At 73.9% G+C, this 26,199-nt stretch carries 21 protein-coding genes; 17 read left to right on the top strand and 4 right to left on the bottom strand.

The features are described 5' to 3' along the window. The first annotated feature begins 5 nt into the window (after window positions 1-5). From rimI to ACIOGZ_RS14395, 4 genes are all read left to right on the top strand, one after another. Window positions 6-485 (top strand): ribosomal protein S18-alanine N-acetyltransferase, encoded by a 480-nt coding sequence (gene rimI / locus ACIOGZ_RS14410; RefSeq protein ID WP_363580297.1) that lies wholly within the window; start codon window positions 6-8, stop codon window positions 483-485. Then, complete coding sequence (tsaD, locus tag ACIOGZ_RS14405) at window positions 478-1,584, top strand: tRNA (adenosine(37)-N6)-threonylcarbamoyltransferase complex transferase subunit TsaD (protein WP_363580140.1); 1,107 nt, start codon at window positions 478-480, stop codon at window positions 1,582-1,584. Before rimI ends, tsaD begins: the two co-directional genes overlap by 8 nt. Then, the gene (locus ACIOGZ_RS14400) at window positions 1,581-1,841 is read left to right on the top strand and encodes a hypothetical protein (RefSeq protein ID WP_363580142.1); all 261 of its coding nucleotides are present in this window, start codon (window positions 1,581-1,583) and stop codon (window positions 1,839-1,841) included. Before tsaD ends, ACIOGZ_RS14400 begins: the two co-directional genes overlap by 4 nt. Before the next feature lie 80 nt (window positions 1,842-1,921). Next, window positions 1,922-2,836, top strand: a complete 915-nt coding sequence (locus tag ACIOGZ_RS14395) for a polysaccharide deacetylase family protein (protein WP_363580144.1) — start codon at window positions 1,922-1,924, stop codon at window positions 2,834-2,836. A 25-nt stretch (window positions 2,837-2,861) separates the two neighbouring features. Here the strand turns inward: ACIOGZ_RS14395 and ACIOGZ_RS14390 are convergent, their stop codons facing one another. Next, window positions 2,862-4,028: an SAM-dependent methyltransferase gene (locus ACIOGZ_RS14390; protein ID WP_400330337.1), complete on the bottom strand. Its 1,167-nt coding sequence runs from the start codon at window positions 4,026-4,028 to the stop codon at window positions 2,862-2,864. Window positions 4,029-4,345: 317 nt separating this feature from the next. On the opposite strand from ACIOGZ_RS14390, the gene groES reads away from it, so the two are divergent. The 3 genes from groES to ACIOGZ_RS14375 all read left to right on the top strand — a co-directional run bounded on the left by groES (window position 4,346) and on the right by ACIOGZ_RS14375 (window position 7,520). Continuing rightward, on the top strand, window positions 4,346-4,651 hold the full coding sequence (groES, locus tag ACIOGZ_RS14385) for a co-chaperone GroES (protein ID WP_014136232.1): 306 nt from the start codon (window positions 4,346-4,348) through the stop codon (window positions 4,649-4,651). A 116-nt stretch (window positions 4,652-4,767) separates the two neighbouring features. Further along, on the top strand, window positions 4,768-6,393 hold the full coding sequence (groL, locus tag ACIOGZ_RS14380; protein WP_063348995.1) for a chaperonin GroEL: 1,626 nt from the start codon (window positions 4,768-4,770) through the stop codon (window positions 6,391-6,393). Window positions 6,394-6,524: 131 nt separating this feature from the next. After that, window positions 6,525-7,520: a LysR family transcriptional regulator gene (locus ACIOGZ_RS14375; protein ID WP_363580148.1), complete on the top strand. Its 996-nt coding sequence runs from the start codon at window positions 6,525-6,527 to the stop codon at window positions 7,518-7,520. A gap of 89 nt (window positions 7,521-7,609) precedes the next feature. Here the strand turns inward: ACIOGZ_RS14375 and ACIOGZ_RS14370 are convergent, their stop codons facing one another. Continuing rightward, the gene (locus tag ACIOGZ_RS14370; RefSeq protein WP_063348997.1) at window positions 7,610-7,936 is read right to left on the bottom strand and encodes a WhiB family transcriptional regulator; all 327 of its coding nucleotides are present in this window, start codon (window positions 7,934-7,936) and stop codon (window positions 7,610-7,612) included. 560 nt (window positions 7,937-8,496) lie between these two features. Here ACIOGZ_RS14370 and ACIOGZ_RS14365 point away from each other — a divergent pair. From ACIOGZ_RS14365 to ACIOGZ_RS14350, 4 genes are all read left to right on the top strand, one after another. Continuing rightward, window positions 8,497-9,108: a response regulator transcription factor gene (locus tag ACIOGZ_RS14365; RefSeq protein WP_014136228.1), complete on the top strand. Its 612-nt coding sequence runs from the start codon at window positions 8,497-8,499 to the stop codon at window positions 9,106-9,108. Window positions 9,109-9,446: 338 nt separating this feature from the next. Then, a complete protein-coding gene (gene shbA / locus ACIOGZ_RS14360; protein WP_079135824.1) occupies window positions 9,447-10,163 on the top strand; it encodes an RNA polymerase sigma factor ShbA in 717 nt (238 codons plus the stop codon). 251 nt (window positions 10,164-10,414) lie between these two features. Continuing rightward, complete coding sequence (gene guaB, locus ACIOGZ_RS14355; protein WP_063348998.1) at window positions 10,415-11,917, top strand: IMP dehydrogenase; 1,503 nt, start codon at window positions 10,415-10,417, stop codon at window positions 11,915-11,917. Between the two features lie 189 nt (window positions 11,918-12,106). Then, window positions 12,107-13,234, top strand: coding sequence for a GuaB3 family IMP dehydrogenase-related protein (locus tag ACIOGZ_RS14350; protein ID WP_063348999.1), 1,128 nt, complete (start codon window positions 12,107-12,109; stop codon window positions 13,232-13,234). 65 nt (window positions 13,235-13,299) lie between these two features. On the opposite strand, the gene ACIOGZ_RS14345 is transcribed toward ACIOGZ_RS14350, so the two are convergent. Next, window positions 13,300-13,863 (bottom strand): hypothetical protein, encoded by a 564-nt coding sequence (locus tag ACIOGZ_RS14345; protein ID WP_363580150.1) that lies wholly within the window; start codon window positions 13,861-13,863, stop codon window positions 13,300-13,302. A 254-nt stretch (window positions 13,864-14,117) separates the two neighbouring features. Between ACIOGZ_RS14345 and ACIOGZ_RS14340 the strand changes: the two genes are divergently transcribed. Continuing rightward, window positions 14,118-16,085: a protein kinase domain-containing protein gene (locus ACIOGZ_RS14340; RefSeq protein ID WP_363580152.1), complete on the top strand. Its 1,968-nt coding sequence runs from the start codon at window positions 14,118-14,120 to the stop codon at window positions 16,083-16,085. Between the two features lie 24 nt (window positions 16,086-16,109). Here the strand turns inward: ACIOGZ_RS14340 and ACIOGZ_RS14335 are convergent, their stop codons facing one another. Beyond that, window positions 16,110-16,652 carry an SHOCT domain-containing protein gene (locus ACIOGZ_RS14335; RefSeq protein ID WP_363580154.1) on the bottom strand — a complete coding sequence of 181 codons (543 nt, stop codon included), beginning with the start codon at window positions 16,650-16,652 and terminating at the stop codon, window positions 16,110-16,112. Between the two features lie 57 nt (window positions 16,653-16,709). Here ACIOGZ_RS14335 and ACIOGZ_RS14330 point away from each other — a divergent pair, with 57 nt between their 5' ends. From ACIOGZ_RS14330 to ACIOGZ_RS14310, 5 genes are all read left to right on the top strand, one after another. Beyond that, window positions 16,710-17,834, top strand: coding sequence for a protein kinase domain-containing protein (locus ACIOGZ_RS14330; protein ID WP_363580156.1), 1,125 nt, complete (start codon window positions 16,710-16,712; stop codon window positions 17,832-17,834). Window positions 17,835-17,994: 160 nt separating this feature from the next. Continuing rightward, entirely contained in the window at window positions 17,995-19,746 is a 1,752-nt protein-coding gene (locus ACIOGZ_RS14325; RefSeq protein WP_363580158.1) for a serine/threonine-protein kinase, read from the top strand. Window positions 19,747-19,833: 87 nt separating this feature from the next. After that, on the top strand, window positions 19,834-21,465 hold the full coding sequence (locus ACIOGZ_RS14320; RefSeq protein WP_363580160.1) for a succinic semialdehyde dehydrogenase: 1,632 nt from the start codon (window positions 19,834-19,836) through the stop codon (window positions 21,463-21,465). Window positions 21,466-21,682: 217 nt separating this feature from the next. Continuing rightward, on the top strand, window positions 21,683-23,488 hold the full coding sequence (locus ACIOGZ_RS14315; RefSeq protein ID WP_363630708.1) for a GMC family oxidoreductase: 1,806 nt from the start codon (window positions 21,683-21,685) through the stop codon (window positions 23,486-23,488). Window positions 23,489-23,706: 218 nt separating this feature from the next. Continuing rightward, window positions 23,707-25,449, top strand: coding sequence for a hypothetical protein (locus ACIOGZ_RS14310; protein WP_400986074.1), 1,743 nt, complete (start codon window positions 23,707-23,709; stop codon window positions 25,447-25,449). Window positions 25,450-26,199: the final 750 nt, after the last annotated feature.

Here is a 26,199-nt window from a genome sequence, read left to right as displayed (position 1 = left end):
GCCCGATGCGCTGGTGGGACATCGCGCCGGTGATGGAGCTGGAGCTGCGACTCTTCCCCGAGGACGCCTGGTCCACCGGGATGTACTGGTCCGAGCTGGCCGAGACCCACCCCGGCGGCACCCGCCACTACACCGTCGCCACCAACGCGGACGGCGCCGTCGTCGGCTACGCCGGGCTGATGGCGATCGCCGGCGAGGGCGACGTCCAGACCATCGCCGTCGACCAGCGCCACCAGGGCGCCGGCCTCGGCGCGGCGCTGCTCACCGACCTGATCCGGGAGGCCGCCCGCCGCGGCTGCGCCGAACTGCTGCTGGAGGTGCGGGTGGACAACCCGCGCGCCCAGCAGCTGTACGAGCGCTTCGGCTTCCAACCGGTGGGCATCCGGCGCGGCTACTACCAGCCCGCCAACGTCGACGCGCTGGTGATGCGCCTCGACCACCCCAGCACTGACCCGAAGGACCTTAAGGACACCCGCCATGGCTGACGAACCGCTCGTCCTCGGCATCGAGACCTCCTGCGACGAGACCGGCGTCGGCATCGTGCGCGGCACCACGCTGCTGGCCGACGCGGTCGCCTCCAGCGTCAACGACCACGCCCGCTTCGGCGGCGTCGTCCCGGAGATCGCCAGCCGCGCCCACCTGGAGGCGATGGTCCCGACCATCCAGCGCGCCCTGGACACCGCCGGCGTCAAGGCGAGCGACCTGGACGGCATCGCGGTCACCGCAGGCCCCGGCCTGGCCGGGGCGCTGCTGGTCGGTGTCAGCGCTGCCAAGGCGTACGCCTGGGCGCTGGACAAGCCGCTGTACGGGGTCAACCACCTCGCCTCGCACATCTGCGTCGACCAGCTGGAGCACGGCCGGCTGCCGTCGCCGACGATGGCGCTGCTGGTCTCCGGCGGGCACTCCTCGCTGCTGCTCAGCGAGGACATCACCAGCGACGTCCGCCCGCTCGGCGCGACCATCGACGACGCGGCCGGCGAGGCCTTCGACAAGGTCGCCCGGGTGCTCGGCCTGGGCTTCCCGGGCGGCCCGGTGGTCGACCGCACCGCCCGCGAGGGCGACCCCAAGGCGATCGCCTTCCCGCGCGGCCTGAGCGGCCGCAACGACCCCGCGTACGACTTCTCCTTCTCCGGCCTGAAGACCGCCGTCGCCCGCTGGGTGGAGGCCAAGCGCCGGGCCGGCGAGGAGGTGCCGATCGCCGACGTGGCGGCGTCCTTCCAGGAGGCCGTCACCGACGTACTCACCCGCAAGGCCGTCAAGGCGTGCCGGGACAACGGCGTCGACCACCTGATGATCGGCGGCGGGGTGGCCGCCAACTCGCGGCTGCGCGAGATGGCCCAGCAGCGCTGCGACCGGGCCGGCATCCGGCTGCGGGTGCCCCGGCCGGGCCTGTGCACCGACAACGGCGCGATGGTGGCCGCGCTGGGCTCCGAGATGGTGTGGCGCGACCGCACGCCGTCCGCGCTCGACCTGTCCGCCGACTCCTCGCTGCCGGTGACCGAGGCGCACGTGCCAGCCGCGGACGTCCGGCACGGCGACGTCCACGGCCAGGCGTACCAGGCCCTCACCGGTGGCGCCAAGTGACCGTCGCCGCGATGTGGGAGGCCCGCGCCGCCGCCGGCCGTGGGGCCGAACTCGCCTCCTGGGTACGGGAGGTGGTGCTGCCGTCGGTGCGCGGCTCGGCCGGGCTGGTCCGCACCGAGCTGCTCGGCGCGCCCGGCGAACGCGTGCTGCTGATCACCTGGTGGACCGGCGAGCCGGTGCCGGTCGCCGACCCGCCGGCCGACCTGCTCGGCCGCCCGGTGCACCGCTGGTCCTTCACCAGCGAGCACGTCGAATAGGCCCCGTCCGGGAACCGCCGCCCCGACCGCTACCGTGCATAGCTGAGAAGAAGCTGGACGGGAACCGGGAGCGCGCTGCGGTGAACAGGGACGGTCGGAGCAGGACCAGGACGTACGCGGTGGGGGCGCTGGCCCTGCTGGCCCTGGCCACCGGATGCGGCGACAACGGGGGCGCCGCCGCCCCGGCGGCGGCCGGCGGCAGCTCGGCGGCCACGCCCCAGCCCACCGGCGGAGGCGCCGTGCCGACCAGCCCGGCCGGCACGCCCACCACCCCGGCCCCGGCCGGCGGGGACCCGGCGGCCTGGGCGAAGTGGAACCTCAAGCCGCTGGCGCCGGCCCCCGCACCGCCCGCGGACAAGCCCATCAAGCTCGAACGGACCGGCCCCGTACCGGTGTTCAGCGAGGTGAAGACGAGCGACAAGGTCGTCTTCATCACCATCGACGACGGCGCCGAGAAGGACCCGAAGTTCGTCGAGATGCTGACCGAGCTCAAGGTGCCGATCTCGATGTTCCTGACCCGGGACATCGTCAAGAACGACTACGGCTACTTCAAGCCGCTCCAGGCGCTCGGCAACCACATCCAGAACCACACCGTGGACCACCCGGTGATGAGCAAGATCCCGGCGGAGAAGCAGAAGTCCGAGATCTGCGACGCGCAGTCCGCGCTCACCCAGCAGTACGGCACCGCCCCGCTGCTGTTCCGCCCGCCGTTCGGGGACGGTGCCAACACCCCCACGCTGAACAACTCGGTCCAGCAGTGCGGCCCGCGCGCGATGGTGCTCTGGCGCGAGTCGATGCAGATCCACGACATGCAGTACCAGGCGGCGGACAAGAAGCTGAAGTCCGGCGACATCATCCTGGCGCACTTCCGCGGCCCGAAGGAGCTCAAGGGCGCCACGATGACCCAGATGTTCGGCGACCTGCTGGCCCGGATCCAGGAGCAGGGCTTCTCGGTGGCCCGGCTGGAGGACTACATCCAGGCGCCCGCCTCGTAGTCCGGGCGCCCGCCGCGCAGCCGCCTCAGGCGGGTCGGCCGAGCATCATCAGCGGCCCGTTGTCGGTGCGGCTGAGGATCACCGTGACGGCGTTCGGCCCGGAGGGCTTGAGCTGGCGGCGCAGCTCCTCCGGGGTGATCGCCATCCCGCGCTTCTTGATCACCACCGTGCCGACCCCGCGCTCGCGCAGCAGCGCCTTCAGCCGCTTGATGTGGAACGGCAGCACGTCGGTGAGCTCGAAGGCGTGCGCGTACGGGGTGGCCACCAGCTGGTCCGAGGTCAGGTAGGCGATCTTCGGGTCGATCAGCCGACCGCCCACCTGCTCGGCCACCTCGGCCACCAGGTGGGCCCGGATCACCGCGCCGTCCGGCTCGTACAGGTAGCGCCCGACCGGGCCGGCCGGCGGGTCGGGCAGGTCGCCGCCGGTGAGGCTGGCGGCCTGCGGCAGCAGGGTGGCGCGGTGCGGGCGGGCGGCCCCGGTGCCGAACCAGAGCACCGCCTCCTTCACGTCGCCGTGGTCGGAGACCCACTCCGCCTCGGCGTCGGCCGGGACGGCCTCGTGCGGGATGCCCGGGGCCACCTTCAGCGCGCCGATCGGGGTCCGGCGGCCGGCCTCGATCGCCCAGGAGAGCGGCGGGGCGTACGCCTCCGGATCGAACACCCGGCCGCGCGCCGTCCGCCGCGCCGGGTCGGTGAACACCGCGTCGTAGCCGGTGACGTCCACCTCGGCGACGTCCGCGCAGCGCACCCGGACCAGGTCGGCCAGGCCCAGCGCGGCCGCGTTGGCGGCGGTGGCGGCACAGGCCGCCGGGTCCTTGTCGACGGCCAGCACCTCGATCCCGGCCCTGGCCAGCGCCAGCACGTCCCCGCCGATGCCGCAGCACAGGTCGGCCAGCCGGCGGACGCCCAGCTCGGCGAAGCGGCGCGCCCGCCACTCGGCCACGCTGCGCCGGGTGGACTGCTCGACGCCGTTGGGCGTGAAGTACATCAGGTCGGCGTCCGCCCCGAACTTCGCCCGCGCCCGCTGCCGCAGCCGGGCCTGCCCGAAGGCCGCCGACACCAGCTCGGCCGGGTGCTCCCGCCGCAGCCTGGTGGCCAGCGCCAGCTCCTCCTCGGGCGTGAACTCGCGCAGTTCGGCGAGCAGGGCCTGGCCCTCGGGGGCCAGTAGGGGCTGGAGGTTCTCGGTGTCCACGGGGCCATTCTGGCGGGTTGGCGGCCCCACCGGCTCCGACGGCCGACGCGGTGGGCGGGGTCGCGGCTCGCGGCGGGAGTCCGCCCGGGGCGGGGTGGTCGCACAGGAGTACGGCTCCGCGCCCGCGGTTCGGGATGCCCGGGCGCGCCGTTGGCACTCTGGTTGACTGAGTGCTAACACCGGCCTATGGTCGTCCTTGGCACTCCCCACTGGGGGAGTGCTAACGCGAAGACGTGTGCCTGACCCCCGCGACGGCAGGCCCACAGGTTCGCTCCTACCCGTTAGAAACCCCGTAATCTCCGAAGGGGAGCTCGGACGTGACCACCAGCAGCAAGGTTGCCATCAAGCCGCTTGAGGACCGCATCGTGGTCCAGCCGCTCGACGCCGAGACCACCACGGCCTCCGGCCTGGTTATCCCGGACACCGCCAAGGAGAAGCCCCAGGAGGGCGTCGTCCTGGCCGTCGGCCCGGGCCGCTTCGAGGACGGCCAGCGTCTGCCGCTCGACGTCGCCGTCGGTGACATCGTCCTGTACTCGAAGTACGGCGGCACCGAGGTGAAGTACCAGGGCGAGGAGTACCTGGTTCTTTCCGCCCGCGACGTTCTCGCCATCATCGAGAAGTAAGTCGTTCCGACCCGCCCCGGATCCGTGTCCCAAGTGACAGGGGCCCGGGGCGTGGTTGTTGGTTCACGTAGTCCGGCGGCCGGTGGGCCGGCCGAAGCCCCGAGGGAATAGGGAACATGGCGAAGATCCTGCAGTTCAACGAGGACGCCCGCCGCTCGCTGGAGCGCGGTGTCAACAAGCTGGCCGACACCGTCAAGGTGACCATCGGCCCCAAGGGCCGCAACGTCGTCATCGACAAGAAGTTCGGCGCCCCGACCATCACCAACGACGGTGTCACCATCGCCCGTGAGGTCGAGCTGGATGACCCGTACGAGAACCTTGGCGCGCAGCTCGTCAAGGAGGTCGCCACCAAGACCAACGACGTCGCGGGTGACGGCACCACCACCGCCACCGTGCTGGCCCAGGCCCTGGTCAACGAGGGTCTGCGCAACGTCGCCGCCGGTGCCGGCCCGGCCGCCCTGAAGAAGGGCATCGACAAGGCCGTCGCCGCCGTCTCCGAGCACCTGCTCTCGGTGGCCCGCGAGATCGAGGGCAAGGACGACGTCGCCGCCGTTGCGTCCCTCTCCGCCCAGGACACCCAGGTCGGCGAGCTGATCGCCGAGGCGATCGACAAGGTCGGCAAGGACGGTGTCATCACCGTCGAGGAGTCGAACACCTTCGGCGTGGAGCTGGACTTCACCGAGGGCATGCAGTTCGACAAGGGCTACCTGTCGCCGTACTTCGTCACCGACGCGGAGCGGCAGGAGGCGGTCCTGGAGGACCCGTACATCCTGATCAACCAGGGCAAGATCTCCTCCATCCAGGAGCTGCTGCCGCTGCTGGAGAAGATCCTCCAGGGCGGTGCCTCCCGGCCGCTGCTGATCATCGCCGAGGACGTCGACGGCGAGGCGCTGTCCACCCTCGTGGTGAACAAGATCCGCGGCACCTTCAACGCGGTCGCCGTCAAGGCCCCGGGCTTCGGCGACCGCCGCAAGGCGATCCTCGGCGACCTGGCCACCCTGACCGGCGGCACGGTCATCTCCGAGGAGGTCGGCCTCAAGCTCGACCAGGTCGGCGTGGACGTGCTGGGCACCGCCCGCCGCGTGACCATCACCAAGGACGAGACCACCGTCGTCGACGGTGCCGGTGACACCGAGGCCGTGGCCGGCCGCGTCGCCCAGATCAAGGGTGAGATCGCCGCCACCGACTCCGACTGGGACCGCGAGAAGCTGCAGGAGCGCCTGGCCAAGCTGGCCGGCGGCGTCTGCGTCATCAAGGTCGGCGCCGCCACCGAGGTGGAGCTGAAGGAGCGCAAGCACCGCCTGGAGGACGCCATCTCGGCGACCCGTGCCGCGGTCGAGGAGGGCATCGTCGCCGGTGGCGGCGCCTCCCTGGTGCACGCCGCCAAGGTGCTGGACGGCGGCCTGGGCCTGTCGGGTGACGAGGCGACCGGTGTCGCGGTGGTCCGCAAGGCGCTGCACGAGCCGCTGCGCTGGATCGCCCAGAACGCCGGCCTGGAGGGCTACGTCATCACCTCCAAGGTCGCCGAGCTGGAGATCGGCCAGGGCTACAACGCGGCCACCGGCGAGTACGGCGACCTGGTGAAGGCCGGCGTCATCGACCCGGTCAAGGTCACCCGCTCCGCCCTGGAGAACGCGGCCTCGATCGCCTCCCTGCTGCTCACCACCGAGACCCTCGTGGTGGAGAAGAAGGAAGAGGAGGCCGAGGCGGGCCACGGCCACGGTCACGGCCACTCGCACTGACGCCTGACGGTCGACCGGAGGCCCGGTCCGCGCCCCTCGGGGTGCGGCCGGGCCTCCGGCGTGTTTGGCGTTTGAGGCTTCAATCATCAGCAGAATTTTGCCATTGGCAAAGATTGCCTTATAACTGAGGCATGATCGAGGCCCGTCACCTGCGCGTTCTGCGTGCCGTCGCCCGCACCGGCTCCTTCTCCGCCGCCGCCCGCGAGCTGGGCTGTACGCAGCCCGCCATCAGCCAGCAGATGAAGGCCCTGGAGAAGTCGGTGGACACCCCGCTGGTGGTCCGCTCCGGCCGGGGCATGCAGCTCAGCGAGGCGGGGCGGGTGTTGCTCAAGCACGCCACCGGGATCCTGGCCGGGCTCTCCGCGGCCGAGGAGGAGATCGCCGCGATCGCCGGGCTGCGGGCCGGGCGGGTGCGGCTGGTCTCCTTCCCGACCGCGAGCTCCACCCTGGTGCCGCCCGCGGTCGCCCGGCTGCGGGACAGCCATCCGGGGGTGCGCGTGTCGCTGGTCGAGGCGGAGCCGCCGGAGTCGCTGGCGATGCTGCGCGGCGGCGAGTGCGAGATCGCGCTGGCCTTCCGCTACCCGCAGTCCGACGGCGGCGCCGCGCTGCCGGCGCCCGCGCACGGGACGCCGCGCGAGGCGCGGGCCGAGGCCAACCTGGAGGCGCAGCAGCTGAGCGCCGGCTCCGACTGGTCCGATCTGGTGGTCACCCCGCTGCTGGACGACCCGCTGGTGGGCCTGCTGCCCGCCGCGCACCGGCTGGCGGGGCGCGGCAGGCCGGTGGAGCTGGCCGAGCTGGCGGGGGAGCAGTGGATCGCGGGCTGCCCGCAGTGCCGGGGGCACCTGGTGGAGCTGTGCGCGGGGGCGGGCTTCGAGCCCCGGATCGACTTCGCGACCGACGACTATCCGGCAGTGGTCGGCCTGGTGGCGGCCGGGCTGGGGGTGGCGGTGCTGCCCCGGCTGGCGCTGGAGTCGGTGCGCCCGGACGGGGTGTCGACGGTGCCGGTGCGGACGGCCGCGGGGGCGCCGGCGGTGCGGCAGGTGGTCGCGCTGACCCTGCCGGATCTGGCCGAGGTGCCGGCCGTGGCGCTGATGCTGGAGCGGCTGGCGGGGTCGGCCGGGCGCTGACCTCTGGGGCCTGAGCGTTCTGGACTGGGCTTGAACAGCCCGGGACGCCGAGAGGAAACGTTTCTTCACGGCGCGCCGTGGAGGCGGGGCTAGCGCCGGGCGATCGCCGGCGGGGTCAGCGGGACCTCCACCAGCCGGTGCCGCGAACGCCCCAGCATCTCCTCGCGCTCGTCCTCGGTCATCCCACCCCAGACGCCGTACGGCTCGCGGACCGCCAGCGCGTGCGCCGCGCACTCGGTGATCACCGGGCAGCGCATGCAGACCTCCTTGGCACTGGCCTCGCGCGAACTCCGCGCGGCCCCGCGTTCGCCCTCGGGGTGGAAGAAGAGCGAACTGTCCACGCCACGGCAGGCTGCGGAGAGCTGCCAGTCCCAGAGGTCCGCGTTGGGACCTGGGAGGCGGGAGAAATCTGCCATGGCTCATTCCCTTCAGAGGCTCGTCGGCCGTGGGCCGGCGCTCAGCGGGCTGCTGCTGGGCGGCACGGCGGGCGTCGATGCACTGGTGTGGACACCTGGAAATATGACTTACGGCAACTCCATGGACAAGTCACCCACAGAGTGGCACAACAGTCAATGACCATACGAAAGCTATAAAAACGGGCAAAGTGGGCAAGGGGTTCGGCGGGCGCGGGCGTGGCATTCGGGTGGCCGACGGGCGCGCGACACTCCGCACCGGTGTGCGGGTCGTGCGCCCACCGCGCGCGAGCTGGGGAAAAGTGCGGCGTGTGCACCGCGATGCGGCTGATCGGTAATGGGTTGGCCACGTACAGTGGTGGAGATGGCCCCGAAGGCCGTAACTCATTCGAGTGACGGTCGTTGGAAGTGCGGAGGCGGTTAGCGGGCGCCGGACGTCGGGAACGATCGCGCGGAATTTGAGGCGATCAGCACGGACTCTGTCGCCGATCGGCCGTGTCGGAGAGGTTCGTACCAGCCAGGAGGCTCAACGTGACGCGGATCAGCTGCGGAGGACGACGGTCATGACTTCCGTTCTCGTTTGCGACGATTCCCCGCTCGCCCGCGAGGCGCTTCGCCGCGCGGTCGCGACCGTACCCGGTGTGGACCGGGTCACCACCGCGACGAACGGGGAGGAGGTCCTCCGCCGCTGGGTGGCCGACCGCTCCGATCTCGTTCTGATGGACGTCCGGATGCCCGGCCTCGGCGGGGTCGAGACGGTCCGGCGGCTGCTGTCCGCCGATCCGGGCGCGCGGATCATCATGCTCACCGTCGCCGAGGACCTCGACGGGGTCGCGCTCGCGGTGGCCGCGGGCGCCCGCGGGTACCTGCACAAGGACGCCTCGCGCGCCGAGCTGCGGGCCACCGTCACCCAGGCCCTCGCCGACCCGACCTGGCGGCTCGCCCCGCGCCGGCTGCGCAGCCCCGACATGGGCGCGGCGCCCACGTTGACGGCGCGTGAGATCCAGGTGCTGGAGGGCATGAGCCACGGCCGCAGCAACGCCGAGATCGGCCGCGAGCTGTTCCTGTCCGAGGACACCGTCAAGACCCACGCCCGACGGCTGTTCAAGAAGCTCGGGGCCTCCGACCGCGCGCACGCGGTGGCGCTGGGTTTCCGCTGGGGCCTGGTCCGCTGACCGCCGGTGGCGCCGCCGGCTGCGGCGCGCCGCCGGCGGTTCCCGGGACGGACGCCGTCCGGGCGTGTGACGTTACGGTCCCGAGGTTGCACCATGGAGGAGTGGAGCACCTCGGGGACCAGCGGACAGGCACTGCGGCGAACCACACGGCCGCGGGACATGCGGCGGACGGCGCGAAGGACGGGACCACCGACGGCGGCGGGGCGGGAGGCGGCACGGTGCAGGAGGGGCCGGTGGTGCGCGGCGGCACGCCGTACGGCGCCGCAGCGCATAACGTTCCGGTGCACAACTCCGGACGCGGTGCCGCGTTTTCCCGCTCGACCAGGCACCATGGACCGATGCGTGACGACGTCGCCGGTGCGGCCGGCCAGGCGGACCCGGTGGAGGCCGAGCCCTCCGGCCCGGGTGGCGATCCGTCGTACGCCGACCCCGGCGGCCCCGGCGCGGTGCCCGGCCCCGGTCGACCGCCGGTGCTCGGCGCGGGCGGCTCCCCGCTGGTGGGCGAGCTCGTCGCGGCCGCCGTCCGCGGTGAGGGCCCGGCCATCGACGCCCTGCTCGCCTACGTCCATCCGCTGGCGCTGCGCTACTGCCGCGGCCGGCTGGTCCGGCTGCCCGGCGGCGCCCGGCACCACGTGGACGACGTCGCGCAGGAGGTCTGCGTCGCGGTGCTGTGCGCGCTGCCCCGGTACAAGGACCAGGGGCGGCCGTTCGAGGCCTTCGTCTACGGCATCGCCGCGCACAAGATCGCCGATCTGCAGCGGGCCGCGATGCGCGGGCCCGGCTCGACGGTCGTTCCGCAGGACGACCTGCCGGAGGTGCCGGACGAGGCGCTCGGCCCGGAGGAGCAGGCGCTGCTGAGCAGCGACGCGGCCTGGGCCAAGGAACTGCTCTCCAACCTGCCGGCCCGTCAGCGCGAACTGGTGCTGCTGCGGGTGGCCGCCGGGCTGTCGGCGGAGGAGACCGGCGAGGTGCTGGGGATGTCCCCGGGCGCCGTCCGGGTGGCGCAGCACCGGGCGCTCAGCCGGCTGCGGGCGCTGGCGGAGGAGTCCTCCTGAAGCCCTGACCGGCCGGAATGAGCCACGGGGGGCCGGTGTTGTCAAGGGCACACGAGGACACATTCGCGGTGCCAGTACCATGGGGTATCGGCGCCTGGGCGGGTTGCCAAAGTTTCGCGGGTGCGCGCGGGGTTCCCCTGGAGGTTCCTCCAAAACCACCCGGCTTCGGCGGTCTGCTGCGAGTGAGCGATGAACGCGCCCCACCCTCAGGGCGTGAGCGGAATAGGCCGGCCACGGAAGGTACCCCCCAAATGTCTTACAACGCCGCAGGCGTACCCGAGAAGTTCGCCATGCTCGGGCTCACGTTCGATGACGTCCTGCTGCTGCCCGGGGCCTCCGCGGTGCTGCCGAACCAGGTCGACACCTCCTCGCGGGTCTCCCGGAACGTGCGCGTCAACATCCCGCTGCTCTCCGCCGCGATGGACAAGGTCACCGAGGCGCGGATGGCGATCTCGATGGCCCGCCAGGGCGGCGTCGGCGTGCTGCACCGCAACCTGTCGGTCGAGGACCAGGCCAACCAGGTCGACCTGGTGAAGCGCTCCGAGTCCGGCATGGTCACCGACCCGATCACGGTCGGCCCGAACACCACGCTGGCCGAGGCCGACGCGCTGTGCGCCAAGTTCCGCATCTCCGGCGTGCCGATCGCGGACGAGGCCGGCAAGCTGCTCGGCATCGTCACCAACCGTGACATGGCCTTCGAGTCGGACCGCAGCCGCCAGGTCCGCGAGATCATGACCCCGATGCCGCTGATCACCGGCAAGGTCGGCATCTCCGGGGTGGACGCGATGGCGCTGCTGCGCCGCCACAAGATCGAGAAGCTGCCGCTGGTCGACGACGAGGGCCGGATCAAGGGCCTGATCACCGTCAAGGACTTCGTCAAGGCCGAGCAGTACCCGAACGCCGCCAAGGACGCCGAGGGCCGTCTGCTGGTCGGTGCCGCCGTCGGTGCCAGCGCCGAGGCGTTCGACCGGGCCCAGGCCCTGGTCGAGGCCGGTGCGGACTTCCTGGTCGTGGACACCTCGCACGGCCACAGCCACAACGCGCTGGCCTGGATCGGCAAGATCAAGTCGGCCGTCGGGATCGACGTGGTCGGCGGCAACGTGGCCACCCGTGACGGCGCCCAGGCGCTGATCGACGCCGGCGTGGACGGCGTCAAGGTCGGCGTCGGCCCCGGCTCCATCTGCACCACCCGCGTGGTCGCCGGCATCGGCGTCCCGCAGATCACCGCCATCTACGAGGCCGCGGTGGCCTGTCAGGCGGCCGGCGTGCCGGTCATCGGCGACGGCGGTCTCCAGTACTCCGGCGACATCGGCAAGGCGCTGGCCGCCGGCGCCGACACCGTGATGCTGGGCTCGCTGCTGGCCGGCTGCGAGGAGTCCCCGGGTGAGCTGATGTTCATCAACGGCAAGCAGTTCAAGTCCTACCGCGGCATGGGCTCGCTGGGCGCGATGCAGTCCCGCGGCCAGGGGCGCTCGTACTCCAAGGACCGCTACTTCCAGGCCGAGGTGGCCTCGGACGACAAGCTCGTCCCCGAGGGCATCGAGGGCCAGGTGCCCTACCGCGGCCCGCTGTCGGCCGTGCTGCACCAGCTGGTCGGCGGCCTGCGCCAGACCATGGGCTACGTCGGCGCCGCCACCATCGCCGAGATGGAGAGCAAGGGCCGCTTCGTCCGGATCACCTCGGCGGGCCTCAAGGAGAGCCACCCGCACGACATCCAGATGACCGTCGAGGCGCCGAACTACTCCAACCGCTGAGTCCGCGGACATCGAGGGCCCGTCGCCGCACCCCGGCGCCGGGCCCTTCGGCGCGCCCGGGAGCGGGGGCGGGCCGCCGGGGTGGGCCCCGCGCCCCGGAGGCGAGCGCGCGAGGCAACCGGGGTGCGGGATACTGGGGGCGGCCGGGGTGACCCGGCGGGCATGAGCAACAAACCAGAAGGGCTCGAAGTGACTGAGATCGAGATCGGGCGAGGCAAGCGCGGCCGACGGGCGTACTCCTTCGACGACATCGCCGTCGTCCCCAGCCGCCGTACCCGGGACCCGAAGGAGGTCTCGATCGCCTGGCAGATCGACGCCTACCGCTTCGAGCTGCCGTTCCTGGCCGCCCCGATGGACAGCGTGGTCTCGCCGCAGCAGGCCATCGCCATCGGCCGCCTCGGCGGCCTCGGCGTGCTGAACCTGGAAGGCCTCTGGACCCGCTACGAGGACCCGCAGCCGCTGCTCGACGAGATCGCCACGATCACCGACGAGGCCGCCGCGACCCGCCGCCTCCAGGAGATCTACGCCGCGCCGATCCGCGCCGAGCTGATCAAGCAGCGGATCCAGGAGGTCCGCGACTCCGGTGTGGTCACCGCCGCCGCGCTCTCGCCGCAGCGCACCGCCGAGTTCTCCAAGGCCGTCGTGGACGCCGGCGTCGACGTCTTCGTCATCCGCGGCACCACCGTCTCGGCCGAGCACGTGTCCAGCGGCGCGGAGCCGCTCAACCTCAAGCAGTTCATCTACGAGCTGGACGTCCCGGTGATCGTCGGCGGCTGCGCCACGTACACCGCGGCCCTGCACCTGATGCGCACCGGCGCGGCCGGCGTGCTGGTCGGCTTCGGCGGCGGCGCCGCCCACACCACCCGGGGCGTCCTCGGCATCCAGGTGCCGATGGCCACCGCCGTCGCCGACGTGGCCGCCGCCCGCCGGGACTACATGGACGAGTCCGGCGGCCGCTACGTGCACGTGATCGCGGACGGCGGCGTCGGCTACAGCGGCGACATCCCGAAGGCCGTCGCCTGCGGCGCCGACGCGGTGATGATCGGTGCCGCGCTGGCCCGCGCCACCGACGCGCCCGGCAAGGGCTTCCACTGGGGCATGGAGGCCGTCCACGAGGAGCTGCCGCGCGGCAAGCGGGTGGACCTCGGCACGGTCGGCACCACCGAGGAGATCCTGACCGGTCCCTCGCACACCCCCGACGGCACCATGAACCTGTTCGGCGCGCTGCGCCGCGCGATGGCCACCACCGGCTACACCGAGCTCAAGGAGTTCCAGCGGGTCGAGGTGACCGTCAACCCGGCGCTCAACCACCGCTGAGACGCGTCGTGGTGAAGGCCCCCGTCGGTTCGGCCGGCGGGGGCCTCGGGCTGTCCGGATCGGAGTCAGCCGCGGTTGGCGGTGCGGCGGGTGAGGAGGAAGCCGCCGACCAGGGCGATGCCGTAGAAGGCGAGGTCGAGCGCGCGCAGCTCGGCGCGCCAGTGCGCCAGGGCGTCGTGCGGCAGGCCGCGCGGGCCGGGGCCGGCCGCGTGCACCCGGCGGAGCTGGCCGGTCAGCTGGCCGAGCAGCAGCGCGCAGGCCGCGAGCAGCGCGCCGAGCAGCGGCAGCACCCGGCTGCGGCCGCCGAGTCGGCCGAGCGGTAAGGCGACCAGGGCGGCGAGGGCGATGGCCAGCCAGCCGAGGCTGTCCGCGGCCCGGGCCGGCGCGCAGCCGTAGGCCAGGCCGCCGAGCAGCATGGCGAGGAGGGCGAGGGCGACCGCCAGGGCGGTGCGGCGGTGCGGGCCCGTCCGGTGGGAGCGGACGGCGGGGAGGTATCCGGCCACCGGGACACCGGGCATACCGGGCGCGACGTAGCCCTCGGGGGAATCCAGGGTGGGTGTGACCGAGTAGTGCTGGGCGGTGCGCGGCCGGCCCGACTGGCCGTCAGCGCCCGGTGCGGGTGCGGTCATGGGCGTCGGATCCCCCCGGAAAGACGATGAGCTGCCGAACGGTAGCAGCGCCCCGGCCAGATCTTGGCGAGTTTTCGATCACAGATCGGGCACGGAGCGCCGAGCCCGATCCGGCACGCCCCGGATCGGGTGCGGGGGCCGGGTGGTCCCGGCCCCCGGGGACAGGGGATGATGGAGACTTGGGCGTTCGGGCCTGAGGCCGGGCCGACACGCCGTCACCACGACCGCCAGCAGCACATGGGGGAACGTTCCGAATGACCCAGGCGCAGGGTTCCACCGGCCGCCTCCTGGCCGGCCGCTACCGGCTGAACGGCGTGCTCGGGCGCGGCGGCATGGGCACCGTCTGGCGCGCCGAGGACGAGATGCTGGGGCGGACCGTCGCGGTCAAGGAACTGCGGATGAACGCCAGCGTCGAGGAGGAGGAGAAGCACCGGCTGATCGTCCGGACGCTGCGCGAGGCCAAGGCCACCGCCCGGATCCGGCACAACTCGGCGGTCACCGTCTTCGACGTGGTCGACGAGGACGACCGGCCGTGGATCGTCATGGAGCTGGTCGAGTCCCGCTCGCTGGCCGACGTCATCCGGGAGGACGGGCCGCTGGCCCCCGCCCGGGCCGCCGAGATCGCGCTCGACGTGCTCGGCGTGCTGAGCGCCGCGCACGCGCTGGGCATCCTGCACCGGGACGTCAAGCCGTCCAACGTGCTGATCGGCGACGACGGCCGGGTCGTGCTCACCGACTTCGGCATCGCCAGCGTGGAGGGCGACGCCTCGGTCACCTCCACCGGCATGCTGGTCGGCGCGCCCTCGTACATATCCCCGGAACGGGCCCGCGGGCAGAAGCCCGGGCCGCCGGCCGACCTGTGGTCGCTGGGCGGCACGCTGTACGCGATGGTCGAGGGCCGGCCGCCGTACGACCGGGGCTCGGCGCTGGCCACCCTGACGGCGGTGATGACGGAGGAGCTGACCGCTCCGGTGAACGCCGGGGCGCTGCAGCCGGTGATCGAGGGGCTGCTCGCCAAGGACCCGGCCGAGCGGCTGGACGCCTCGCAGACCCGGTCGATGCTGAAGCGGGTCGTCGCGGAGGCCACCTCGAAGGCCGAGTCGACCACCGTGCACGCGCTGCCGGTCGAGCGGCCGACCGCCGCGGTGGAGCCGGAGGAGGCCCCGGCGGAGGCCGAGGAGGGCCGCAAGCGGTCCATCGGCGGGCTGCTGGGGACGGTCCGGGTGGGCAGCCGGGCCAAGGACGAGGAGCCCGCCGCCGCGGCGGAGCCCGTCGTGGAGCCGGCGCCCGAGCCCGCTTCGCCGTCCTCGGAGGTGGCGTCGGGCTCGGCGTCGGGTCCGGCTCCGGGGGCCGAGCCGATCCGGCCGGTGACCAGCGAGTGGACCCTGGGCGCCACGCAGGCGGCCGGTGCCGACCCGCGCAACGGACGGCGGCGGCTGGCCGTCGTCACCGTGGTGCTGGTTTTGCTGCTGATCGCCGGGGTGGTCGCGGTGCTCCAGGCCGTCGGGAACGGGGACGACTCGTCGGCGAACGGTGCGGGCGCCACCTCGTCGGTCTCGACCGGCCCCGAGACCGGGCCGAGCGGGACCCCGGCCGCGTCCGTTCCGCCCGCGGAGCCGGAGCCGGGCACCGACAAGCCCGCCCCGGAGAAGCCGGCCACCGACACGCCGGCCCCCGACAAACCGGCCGACACGCCCGGCCCCTCCGCGGCGAACCCGCCGGCCGCCGGCTCGCCCGCCACCACCCCCGCGCAGAGCCCGACCCCTCCGGGGACCGCCGTGCCGGCCGGTTACCACGAGTACAAGGACCCGACCGGCTTCTCGGTCGTCCTGCCGGACTGGCTCCAGCCGGCCGGTTCGGAGGGCGTCCGCCGGATCTTCAAGGGCAACGGCAGTACCCTGACCATCGAGTGGACCACCAGCCCCGGTCCCAGCGCCGTCGCCGACTGGCAGGAGTCCGAGCCGGGCCTGCGTTCGAAGGTCACCAACTACCAGCGGGTCAACCTGGCCGCGATCAACTACCGGCAGTGGAGCAACGCGGCCGACTGGGAGTGGATCAGCGGCACGCCGCGCACGCACTCGCTCAACCGGGGCTTCGTCACCGGGAACCCGGCCAAGTACGGCTACGCGATCTACTGGATCACCCCGGACGCGGACTGGGGTGCCCCGGCCAACTCCCAGGCCCGGGACACGGCCTTCGCCAGCTTCCAGCCCGCGCCGTAGGCCATGGCCCCGGCCGGGCAGGGCCTAGCCGATCAGGCGGGCCTTGGCCCGGGTGAACTCCTCGTCGGTGAGCGCGCCGGAGGCGTGCAGGGCGGCCAACCGCTCCAGCTGGCCGAGGAGTTGGTCGCCCGCACTGAGGTCGGCGGGGGCGGTGTCGGCCGCCGGGCGGGCGGCCGACGCGGCTTTGCGGGCGAGCCGGGCGGCCTCCCGGAGCTGCTCGGCGAAGACGTCGGCCTTGGCCACGTCCTCGAACCGGTGCGAGCCGGTCAGCGCGACGACGGTGAGCACGTCGCCGTTGAGCTTGGTCCTGGCCACGGCCGCGTCCGTGACCGCCGTAAGCGGAACCGGGACCGGCGGTTTACCGTCCTTGAGAAAGAGCAGTCGGTGGGTCGTGAGGACGAGCACGCCCTTGCGGAAGTGGTCGGGATGGCGCCCGGCCGTCGAGGCGACCGGATTCTCGCCGTCGATGACGGCCGCCTCCACGGTGCGCACGGCCTCGGCCTGATGGGCTTGGCTGTTGTTTCCCGCCACCTTGAAGGCGGTGTCGATCAGATCGGTCCAGTCCATGGGACCGAGCGTAAAGGAGCCGCTCAGTAGGCTGCTCGGTGAGCGAGAGGAACTGGCATGCGAGGCGGCCCGGGGCAATTGCTGGCGGGACGGTACCGGCTGACGGACCGTCCCGAACTCCTGCGGGCCCTGGCGGTGGACGACCGCACCGGGGAGTCCGTGCTGCTGCGCGCCCTGGAGCTGCCCGCGCTGCTGACCACCGGTCAGGACCTGGACGGCGAGGTGCCCGCGCACGCCGACCGGCTGGTCCGCCGGGTGGCGGCGGTCGGCTCGTCCGCGCCGACCGGGCACCCCCGGCTGCTGCGCGGGCTCGGTGCCTTCGTCGAGGGCGAACTGCTGTGGACGGTGGAGGAGCGGCCGGGCGCCATGACGCTGGCGGACCTGGTGGCGGCCGGACCGGTGCCGCCCTACCGGGCGGCCGAGCTGGCGGCGGACCTGGCCGGTGCGCTGCGGGCGCTGCACGAGGACGGACTCGTCCACGGGAACCTGACCCCCGAGTCCGTGCTGGTCTGCGAGGACGGCGCGGCGATGCTCGGCGGGCTGCTGTCCGGGGTGGCGCAGGAGGCGCTGGCCGAGGACCTCGGCGGCCCGGGGGGGCGCCGCCGGTACGACGTGCGGGCCACCCTGGTCGGCCCGGTGGCGGAGCGCTGGCCGCTGGACGGCGGCCCGGCGGGCGACTGCTGGGCGCTCGGGGTGCTGGTGCAGCGGCTGGTCACCGGCCGCTCGCCGTTCCCGGACGGCGGCGTGCCGGAGCTGGTGTCGGCGGTCCGGGACGGGCGGCGGGAGCCCGCCGCGGCCTGCGGGCCGCTGGCGCCGCTGGTCGAGCGGCTGCTGCAGCCCGACCCCTCGCTGCGGCCGACCGCCGAGGAGGCCCGCTGGGAGCTGGCGGCGCTGCTCGCGGGCGCGCCGGAGCCGGTCGACGAGGAGTGGGCGGCGCGGGCGCTGGTGCTGAGACCGGAGGCCCCGCTGGTGCGGCGTCGGCGCGGGCGGGGTGGTGGACGGGGGCGGCCGGAGGTCGTCGTGGGTACGAACGTCGGGGTGGGCGCCGGGGCGGGCGCCGGGCGGCCGGACGAGGTGCGGCCGCCGCGGATACCTCCGGCGCTGCTCGGCCCGCTGCTGGTCGGGGGCGTGTTCCTGCTGCTGGTGCTGGGAGTGACCGCGGTGGTGCTGTTCGCAGGCTGACGGCCCCGGAGTGTCCCGGGCCGTCGGTCCGACGGGTGAGCGTGATTACCGGGGCTGGCAAGGTGCGCCTAATGTGTGCGTGGGATTTGTTCGAACAGTGGTCTGCACCAGGCCCTCCGTCGCTGTGACGGCAGACGGATGTGAGGGGGAGTGGTCGCCGATGGGCGTGCAGGACCGGCCGGAGACGGCCGAGACGGAGCGGCTGCTGGCCGGGCGGTACGAGCTGGGCGACCGGCTCGGCCGCGGCGGGATGGGGACCGTCTGGCGGGCCTGGGACCGGATGCTGAACCGCGAGGTCGCGGTCAAGGAACTGACCGTCAACCACCTGCCTGAGGACGAGCTGCAGATCCTGCACGCCCGGATGAAGCGGGAGGCCAGCGCGGCCGCCCGGATCAAGCACCCCGGCGTGATCACGGTGCACGACGTGCTGGAGCAGGACGGCCGGCCGTGGATCGTCATGGAGCTGGTGGACGGCCGCTCGCTGGCCGACGTGATCAGCCAGGACGGCACCCTGCAGCCGCGCGCCGTCGCCGAGGTCGGCAGCCAGGTGCTCGCCGCACTGCACCGCGGCCACCAGCTCGGCGTCCTGCACCGCGACGTGAAGCCGGCCAACGTGCTGCTGGAGCGCGGTACCGGGCGGGTGGTGCTGCTGGACTTCGGCATCGCGACGTACGAGGGCTCGGCCGAGTTGACCCGGCCGGGCGATCTGGTCGGCTCGCCGGACTACCTGGCGCCGGAGCTCGCCCAGGGCGAGCGGCCCGGGCCGGCCTCCGACCTGTGGGGCCTCGGGGCGACGCTGTACGCCGCGGTGGAGGGCCAGTCGCCGTTCCGCCGGACCTCGCCGATCACCACACTGGCCGCCGTGGTGGGTGAGCCGCTGCCGGAGCCGCTCCGGGCCGGGCCGCTGGGCCCGGTGCTGGCCGCGCTGATGGCCAAGGACCCGGCCGAGCGGCCGAACGCGGACGAGGCCGCCCGGATGCTGGCCGAGGTGAAGGCCGGGCACACGATCGGCCTGAAGTCGGTCGCGCCGCTGCGCGCGCCCACCCAGTCGGTGCCCGTGGTGGACCGCAGCGAGCGCCCGGCGGCGGCGGAGGACCACGCGGAGGAGGCCGCGCCGGGGACGACGGTGGAGGAGGCCGAGGAGCCGACCGGGGTGCGCTCGGGGGCCGTTCCGGACACCACCGGGGGCGCGGCCGACGGGGCGGCGGCGCTCACCGCAGCGGTCGCGCCGGTGGCGCACCCCGTCACGCCCGCGCGCGGGCCGGCCAAGCGCCGCAGCACCCTGAAGATCGTCGTGATCGCGGTGGCCGTCGGCCTGCTGGCGGCCGGCGCGACCTTCCTCGCCACCCGGAACACCACCACCGGGCACGTCGCCGCCTCCACGGCCGACGAGCCCGTCCCGACCGCCTCCGTCAACCCGGACCCCACCAGTGGCGCCAGCCCGGGGCCGGCGGCGCCCAACGGCTACCACTGGGTCGACGACCCGGCCGGCTTCCGCTTCCCGCTGCCCTCGGTCAGCCCGGCCTGGCAGCGCAGTGCCACACCCGACAACCAGGTCTACTACAGCCCCGACAACAAGGTGCACTACCTGCAGTTCGCGGTCACCGTCGGCCAGTCGGTCAAGCCGCTGGACCACCTGCGGCAGATGGAGGCCACCGTCTCCAAGAACCTGAAGGAGTACAAGCAGCACAAGATGACCGGCGTCGCGGTGAACGGCCACGAGGCGGCCGTCTGGGAGTTCAGCTACCTCGCCAAGGAGGGCGGCCGGCGCCGGGCGGTCGAGGCCGAGTTCATCGACGACGACGGCACCAGCTACGCGATCTACTCGTCCAGCCCGGACCGGGGCAACGAGTGGAACGAGGCGGAGCAGCGCTTCAACGCGGTGCTGCACTACTTCGCGCCGACCCGCTGACCGGGGGGAGCCCGCTCCACCCGGCCGCGGCAGATTCTTGTTACCGACGGGTACCGGACCGGCCGCCGAGCGCCTAGGCTGCGCCGTATGTCGGACCTCACAGCAGGCGCAGCGGCCACCGAACACCCCGCGACCGGGAACCCGCCCGCCCCCGGCGGGGGCCGGACCGTCGCGGCGGCCGTCCCGCCGTCCCTGGTCGCCCGGCTGGCCGCCGGCGTCACCGCCACCGGCGAGCCCAGCCTGGTGGAGACCGTCGCCCCGCTGACCGGCGAGCGGCTGGCGAGCCTGCCGCGGTCCACCCCGGCCGACGTCGAGGTCGCCTTCGAACTGGCCCGCCGCGCCCAGACGGCCTGGGCCGCGCTGCCGGTGCGCCGCCGGGCGGCCGTCCTGCTGCGCTTCCACGACCTGCTGCTCAAGCGGCAGGACGAGGTGCTGGACCTCGTCCAGGCCGAGACCGGCAAGGCCCGGCTGCACGCCTTCGAGGAGGTGCTGGCCGTCGCCATGGCCGCCCGGCACTACGGGCGGGCCGCGCACGGCTACCTCCGGGACAAGCGGCGCGGCGGGGCGCTGCCGGTGCTCACCCACGCGGTCGAGGCCCGCCGGCCCAAGGGCGTGGTCGGCCACATCTCGCCCTGGAACTACCCGCTGGAGCTGTCCGTCGGCGACGTCCTGCCCGCCTTCGCGGCAGGCAACGCCGTGGTCAACAAGCCGGACACGCAGACCGCGCTGACCGCGCTGTGGGCCCGCGAGCTGCTGATCGAGGCCGGGCTGCCGGCCGACCTGTGGCAGGTCGTGATCGGCGACGGCCCGGTGATCGGTCCCGCCGTGGTGGAGCACGCCGACTACGTCTCGTTCACCGGCTCCACCCGCACCGGCCGGGAGGTCGCCCAGCGCGCCGCCGCCCGGCTGGTCGGCGCCTCGCTCGAACTCGGCGGCAAGAACGCCATGCTGGTCCTCTCCGACGCCGACCTCGACCGGGCCGCCGCGGGCGCCGTGCGGGCCTGCTTCTCCTCCGCCGGGCAGCTGTGCATCTCGATCGAGCGGCTGCTGGTGCACCGCTCGGTGGCCGACGACTTCCTGGAGCGCTTCGCCGCCCGCACCCGGGCGCTGCGCCTCGGCGGCGGCCTGGCCTACGGCGCCGACATGGGCTCGCTGGTCTCCGTCCGCCAGCTGGAGACCACCACCCGACACGTGGAGGAGGCGGTCAAGGCGGGCGCCACCGTGCTGGCCGGCGGCCGGGCCCGGCCCGACCTCGGCCCGTACTTCTTCGAGCCGACCATCCTCGACGGGGTCACCCCGGACATGGCGGTCTGCGGCGAGGAGACCTTCGGCCCGGTCGTCTCCGTCTACCGCTTCGACACCGACGACGAGGCGGTGGCCGCCGCGAACTCCACGCCGTACGGCCTGAACTCCAGCGTCTGGACCAGGGACACCCGGCGCGGCCGGGCGGTCGGGGCCCGGCTGCGCACCGGCACGGTCAACGTCAACGAGGCCTACGCGGCCGCGTACGGCTCGATCGGCTCGCCGATGGGCGGCATGGGCGACTCCGGGCTCGGCCGCCGCCACGGCGCCGAGGGCATCCTGCGCTTCACCGAGGCACAGACCGTCGCGACCCAGCGGCTGATGCCGATCGCGCCCTCGTTCGGGCTGGACGACCGGCAGTTCGCCGCGGTGATGACCGGCGGGCTGCGGGTGCTGAAGGCGCTGCGGTTCAAGTAGCCGTCCCGGGCCGAAGGTTCAAGTAGCCGTCCCGGGCCGAAGGTTCAAGTAGCCGTCCCGGGCCGGCGGTTCGTCCCCGTGGGTCGGAGTCGGCCCGGCCGGTGGTCCGATCCGACCGTCCCGCAGCCAGGTTCCGTCCCGCAGTCAGGTTCGCCCGTCCCGCAGTCAGGTCCGCCCGTCCCGTAGTCAGGTTCGTGTCCCGAAGGAGCAGTGGCAGATGGTGGAGTCCGGCGGTGCGGCGGAGTTCGACTACGACGTGGTCGTGGTCGGCTCCGGCTTCGGTGGTTCGGTCGCCGCGCTGAGGCTGACCGAGAAGGGCTACCGGGTCGCCGTCCTGGAGGCCGGTCGGCGCTTCGAGCGGGACGAACTGCCCAGGAACTCCTGGGACCTGCCGAACTACCTGTGGGCGCCGAAGCTCGGCCTCTACGGCATCCAGCGGATCCACCTGCTGGCCAACGTGCTGATCCTGGCCGGCGCCGGGGTCGGCGGCGGCTCGCTGAACTACGCCAACACCCTGTACGTGCCGCCGAAGGCCTTCTTCGAGGACCGCCAGTGGCGCCACATCACCGACTGGCAGGAGGAGTTGGCGCCGTTCTACGACCAGGCGCAGCGGATGCTCGGGGTCCGGCTCAACCCGACCGTCACCCCCTCCGACGTGCACCTCAAGGCCGCCGCCGAGCAGATGGGGGTGGGCGACACCTTCCACATGGCGCCGGTCGGGGTCTTCTTCGGGGACGGCCGGGACGCCGGCGGCAGGGCCAAGGCGGCGCCCGGGGACGAGGTCGCCGACCCGTACTTCGGCGGTGCCGGGCCGGCCCGCAAGGCCTGCGTGGAGTGCGGCGAGTGCATGACGGGCTGCCGGCACGGGGCCAAGAACATGCTCACCGAGAACTACCTGCACCTGGCCGAGCGGGGCGGCGCCGAGATCCACCCGCTCACCACGGTGGCCCGGATCCGGGAGCTCCCCGGAGCCGACGGGAGCCACGGCTACGCGGTGGACGTGCGCCGGACCGACTCCCGCTCCCGCACCGACCGGGTGAAGGCGGGCGCGCGGACCATCACCGCCGCCCGGGTGGTGGTCGCGGCCGGGACGTACGGCACCCAGTCGCTGCTGCACCGGATGCGTGACGGGGGGCACCTGCCCCGGATCTCCGCCCGGCTCGGCGAGCTGACCCGCACCAACTCCGAGGCGCTGGTGGGCGCGCAGACCACCGACCGGCGCTACGGCAGCCGGGTGGACTTCACCAAGGGCGTGGCGATCACCTCCTCGATCCACCCGGACGCCAGCACCCACATCGAGCCGGTCCGCTACGGCAAGGGCTCCAACGCGATGGGCGCGCTGTCGATAGCCCAGGTCAAGGGCGGCGGACGGGCCCCGCGCTGGCTGCGCTACCTGGGCGGGTCGGTGCGCCACCCGGTGACCTTCGCCCGCTCGATGAACCAGCACCGCTGGTCCGAGAAGACGATCATCGGCCTGGTGATGCAGTCGCTGGACAACTCGATCACCGTCTCGCTGAAGAAGGACCTGCTCGGCAAGAGCCGGCTCACCTCCGCCCAGGGCCACGGCGCCCCCAACCCGACCTGGATCCCGGCCGCCGAACAGGGCGCCCAGGCGCTGGCCGAGCAGATCAACGGCTTCGCGGGCAGCAGCGCCGGCGAGATCTTCGACATCCCGATGACCGCCCACTTCCTCGGCGGCTGCCCGATCGGCGACGCCCCCGAGACCGGCGTGGTCGACCCCTACCACCGGCTGTACGGCCACCCCGGGATCAGCGTGGTCGACGGCGCGGCCGTCTCCGCCAACCTCGGGGTGAACCCCTCGCTGACCATCACCGCGCAGGCCGAGCGCGCCATGTCGATGTGGCCCAACAAGGGCGAGGCGGACCGCCGCCCGGCCCAGGGCGAGGCCTACCGGCGGGTCGCCCCGGTGGCGCCGGCCCGGCCGGCCGTCCCGGAGGACGCGTTCGGCGCGCTCCGACTGCCGCTGCTGCCCGTCCCGGAGGTCCCGAAGAAGCGCGGATGAGCAGGCCTCGACGGGCCAACCCGCCCGGCTCGGTACCCGGTTGACATTCGTTCGGATCCGATGGGATAAACGGGCTTTCTGGGGGACCAGGAACTCGTCGAGCGGGGGGAAACCGGTCCATGGCCATCTGCGCATCGTGCGGCGCGGCATCGGTGGAAGGGGCGTCCGCGTGCGTCTCGTGCGGGCGGCCGCTGACGCCGCCCCCGCCGACGGCCGCCATGCCCGCGGTACCTCCCGTCGTTCCGCCGGCCGTACCGCCTCCCGTACCGCCCCCGCCGGCGTACGGTCCGCCGTCCGCCGCGCCCGGGTACCCGCCGCCGCCTCCGCCGCCTCCGCCGCCCGGCTACGGCCCGCCGCCCGGCTACGGCCCGCCGCCCGGCTACGGCCCGGGCCACCCGCAGCCCGCCGGGCCGCCCACGCTGGGCAGTTGGGGCGCCGGGCAGCCGTACGACCCGCGGGCCGGGCGGCCGACCGTGCTGAGCCAGCTGCTCGGCGCGGACTGGCGCCCGGCGCTCCTGGTCGCCGCCGCCCCGACCGCCGTGCTGCTGCTGGCGGCGCTGATCGTGGCGATCCCGAGCGACTACCAGTACGCCTACCTGGTCCGGGCGCCCGGGTTCGGCGAGCGCTTCGGCGCCGCCCTGTCGATGGCGCTGAGCGCGCTCGGCGCGCCGTTCAAGCTCGGGTACACCAGCGCGTTGCGGCGCGGCGACGCGGAGGGCATGGACGCGCTGTTCCGGGCGGTGCCGCTGACGGTCACCGTGCTGTGGGCGCTGGCGCTCTGGCTCGGCCTGCGGACCGGGGCGCGCCGCCGCCGGGCCGCCGGCCTCCAGCTGACCCGAGCCCAGGCCGCGGGCGAGGCGCTGCGTACCGCGGTGGTCCTGGCGGCGGTGACCGCGCTGCTCGGGCTGGCCGGCGGGACGTCCTGGCAGCCGCAGCGCACCGGCCTCGTCGGCCGCGCCCTCGGGGTGACGTACACCGTGGACTCCGGCTGGCTGGAGGCGACCGGCTGGACCGCCCTGCTCGCCGCGCTGACGGCCTTCGCCGTCCACGGCACCGACGCGCTGCGCTGGGCCGCCTGGCGCAGCCGGGCGGTGCGCGGCTGGGCGGTCGCCGCGCTCACGGGCGGCCGGGCGCTGGCACTGTCGCTGGGCCTGGCCTCGGTGACGGGTTTCGTGCTGGTCGCGGTCAACAGCGAGGAGGGCTGGCAGACACCGGTCTCGGCGGCCTTCCTGCCCAACCTCGGCCTGGGCCTGCTCGGCCTGGGCTCGGGGGCGACTTTGCAGGCGTTCAGCGGGGCGAGCGGCGGGGCGAGCGACGCGGCGGCCGCGATCGGCGGCGACTGGCAGGACACCCCCGACAGCATGGAGGTCTCCTTCTTCGACCTGCACGACCAGACCGCCGACTGGCGCTGGACCGGCCTGCTGGCCCTCGCCACGGCGGGCGTCCTCGGCTGGTCGGCGTACCGGCGGCGGCTGGACGCGGCCGACCGGCTCCGGCTGGCGGCCGTCCACGCCGTGGCGCTCACCGCGCTGATGGCGGTGGGCGGTGCGCTGATGACGACCTCGACGTCCTCGGCGACCCCGGGGTGGAACACCTTCGCGAACCAGACGGTGCTGTCCCGGGAGACCTCGATCAGCCTGGGCTTCGCCAGCGTGCTGGTGGCCAACCTGGTCTGGGCGGCGATCGGCGCGCTGCTGGTGCCGCCGCTGCTGGCGGCCGTCCGCGGCCGGGGCGCGGTGGCCCGCGAGGACGCCTACGGCGCGCCCCCGTACGGCGCGCCCCCGTACGGCGCGGTGCCGTCGCCGGGGGCGCCGTACGAGGCCGGGCCTGAGCCGCAGCCGTACGCCTCCGGGGCGGCGGTGGGCGACGTGGTCGGCTCGGACGACGCGCCGCTGGTGCCGCCGCCCGGCTCGCCGGCCGAGGAGCCGGTCGATCCGAGCGTCTGGCGCAAGCAGCCCTGAGCCGGGCAGCCGCGAGCGGAGCAGCCCTGAGCGGAGCGTCCGTGGGCGGAGCGGCCCGGACAGGGCAAAGGGCCCCGCGGGGGAACGGGGCCCTTTGTCGCTCAGCACGCGGCGTCAGGGCTGCGCCGGTGCTGGGGGTAACGGCGCCGGGGGAGGGGCGCCGTCGGGTCGGTCGGCTCAGGGGTCGCGCCGTCGCGGGCCGGCGTGGGTGGCCGGTGGCGCGGGGCGCACACGCTCGCGGTGCGGCGGGTCGGCGCGCAGGTCTGCGCCGGGCCTTCGCTCACGGAGCGTGAGGTGACGTACGGGGCTGTCGCCCAGTGCGGCGGCAGCGGTCGGGGTCTCCGCGGTGAGCCTGCCGGCCGCCGGGAGAACCGCTTCCACGCAGCATCGTGCTGGACGAAGGGCTTGCTCTGCAACCGATTCGGCACAGTTCGGCCCAGCGCATTTGGTGCGGGTGCCGACTCCCTGGTGTGGCCCGGGCACGGGTGCGGGCCTCGCCCCGCCCCGTCGGGCGGTTGCGGGCAGGTGCCGACGCGAGGCGTCGATGATCACGGTGCGTAGTGGTGTGGGTGGCTGCAGCGCACGGGGACGCGCGTAGCGGCGCGGGACGGGGAAGGGTGTGCGCCCGGGTGTGCCCGGCTCGCGGCGGGGGGTGCGACGACCGGCCCGGGCGTCCCCGGGGACCGGCCGTCCCACCTCTCGGTCCAGTCGCGGCCGGGGTCGCTGTCCCCTGCTGTCCGGCCGCGGCAC

Origin of the sequence: Kitasatospora sp. NPDC088160 (genome assembly GCF_044741445.1) — a bacterium.
Taxonomy (GTDB): domain Bacteria; phylum Actinomycetota; class Actinomycetes; order Streptomycetales; family Streptomycetaceae; genus Kitasatospora.
This window is presented reverse-complemented; position numbering and strand designations above follow the sequence as displayed.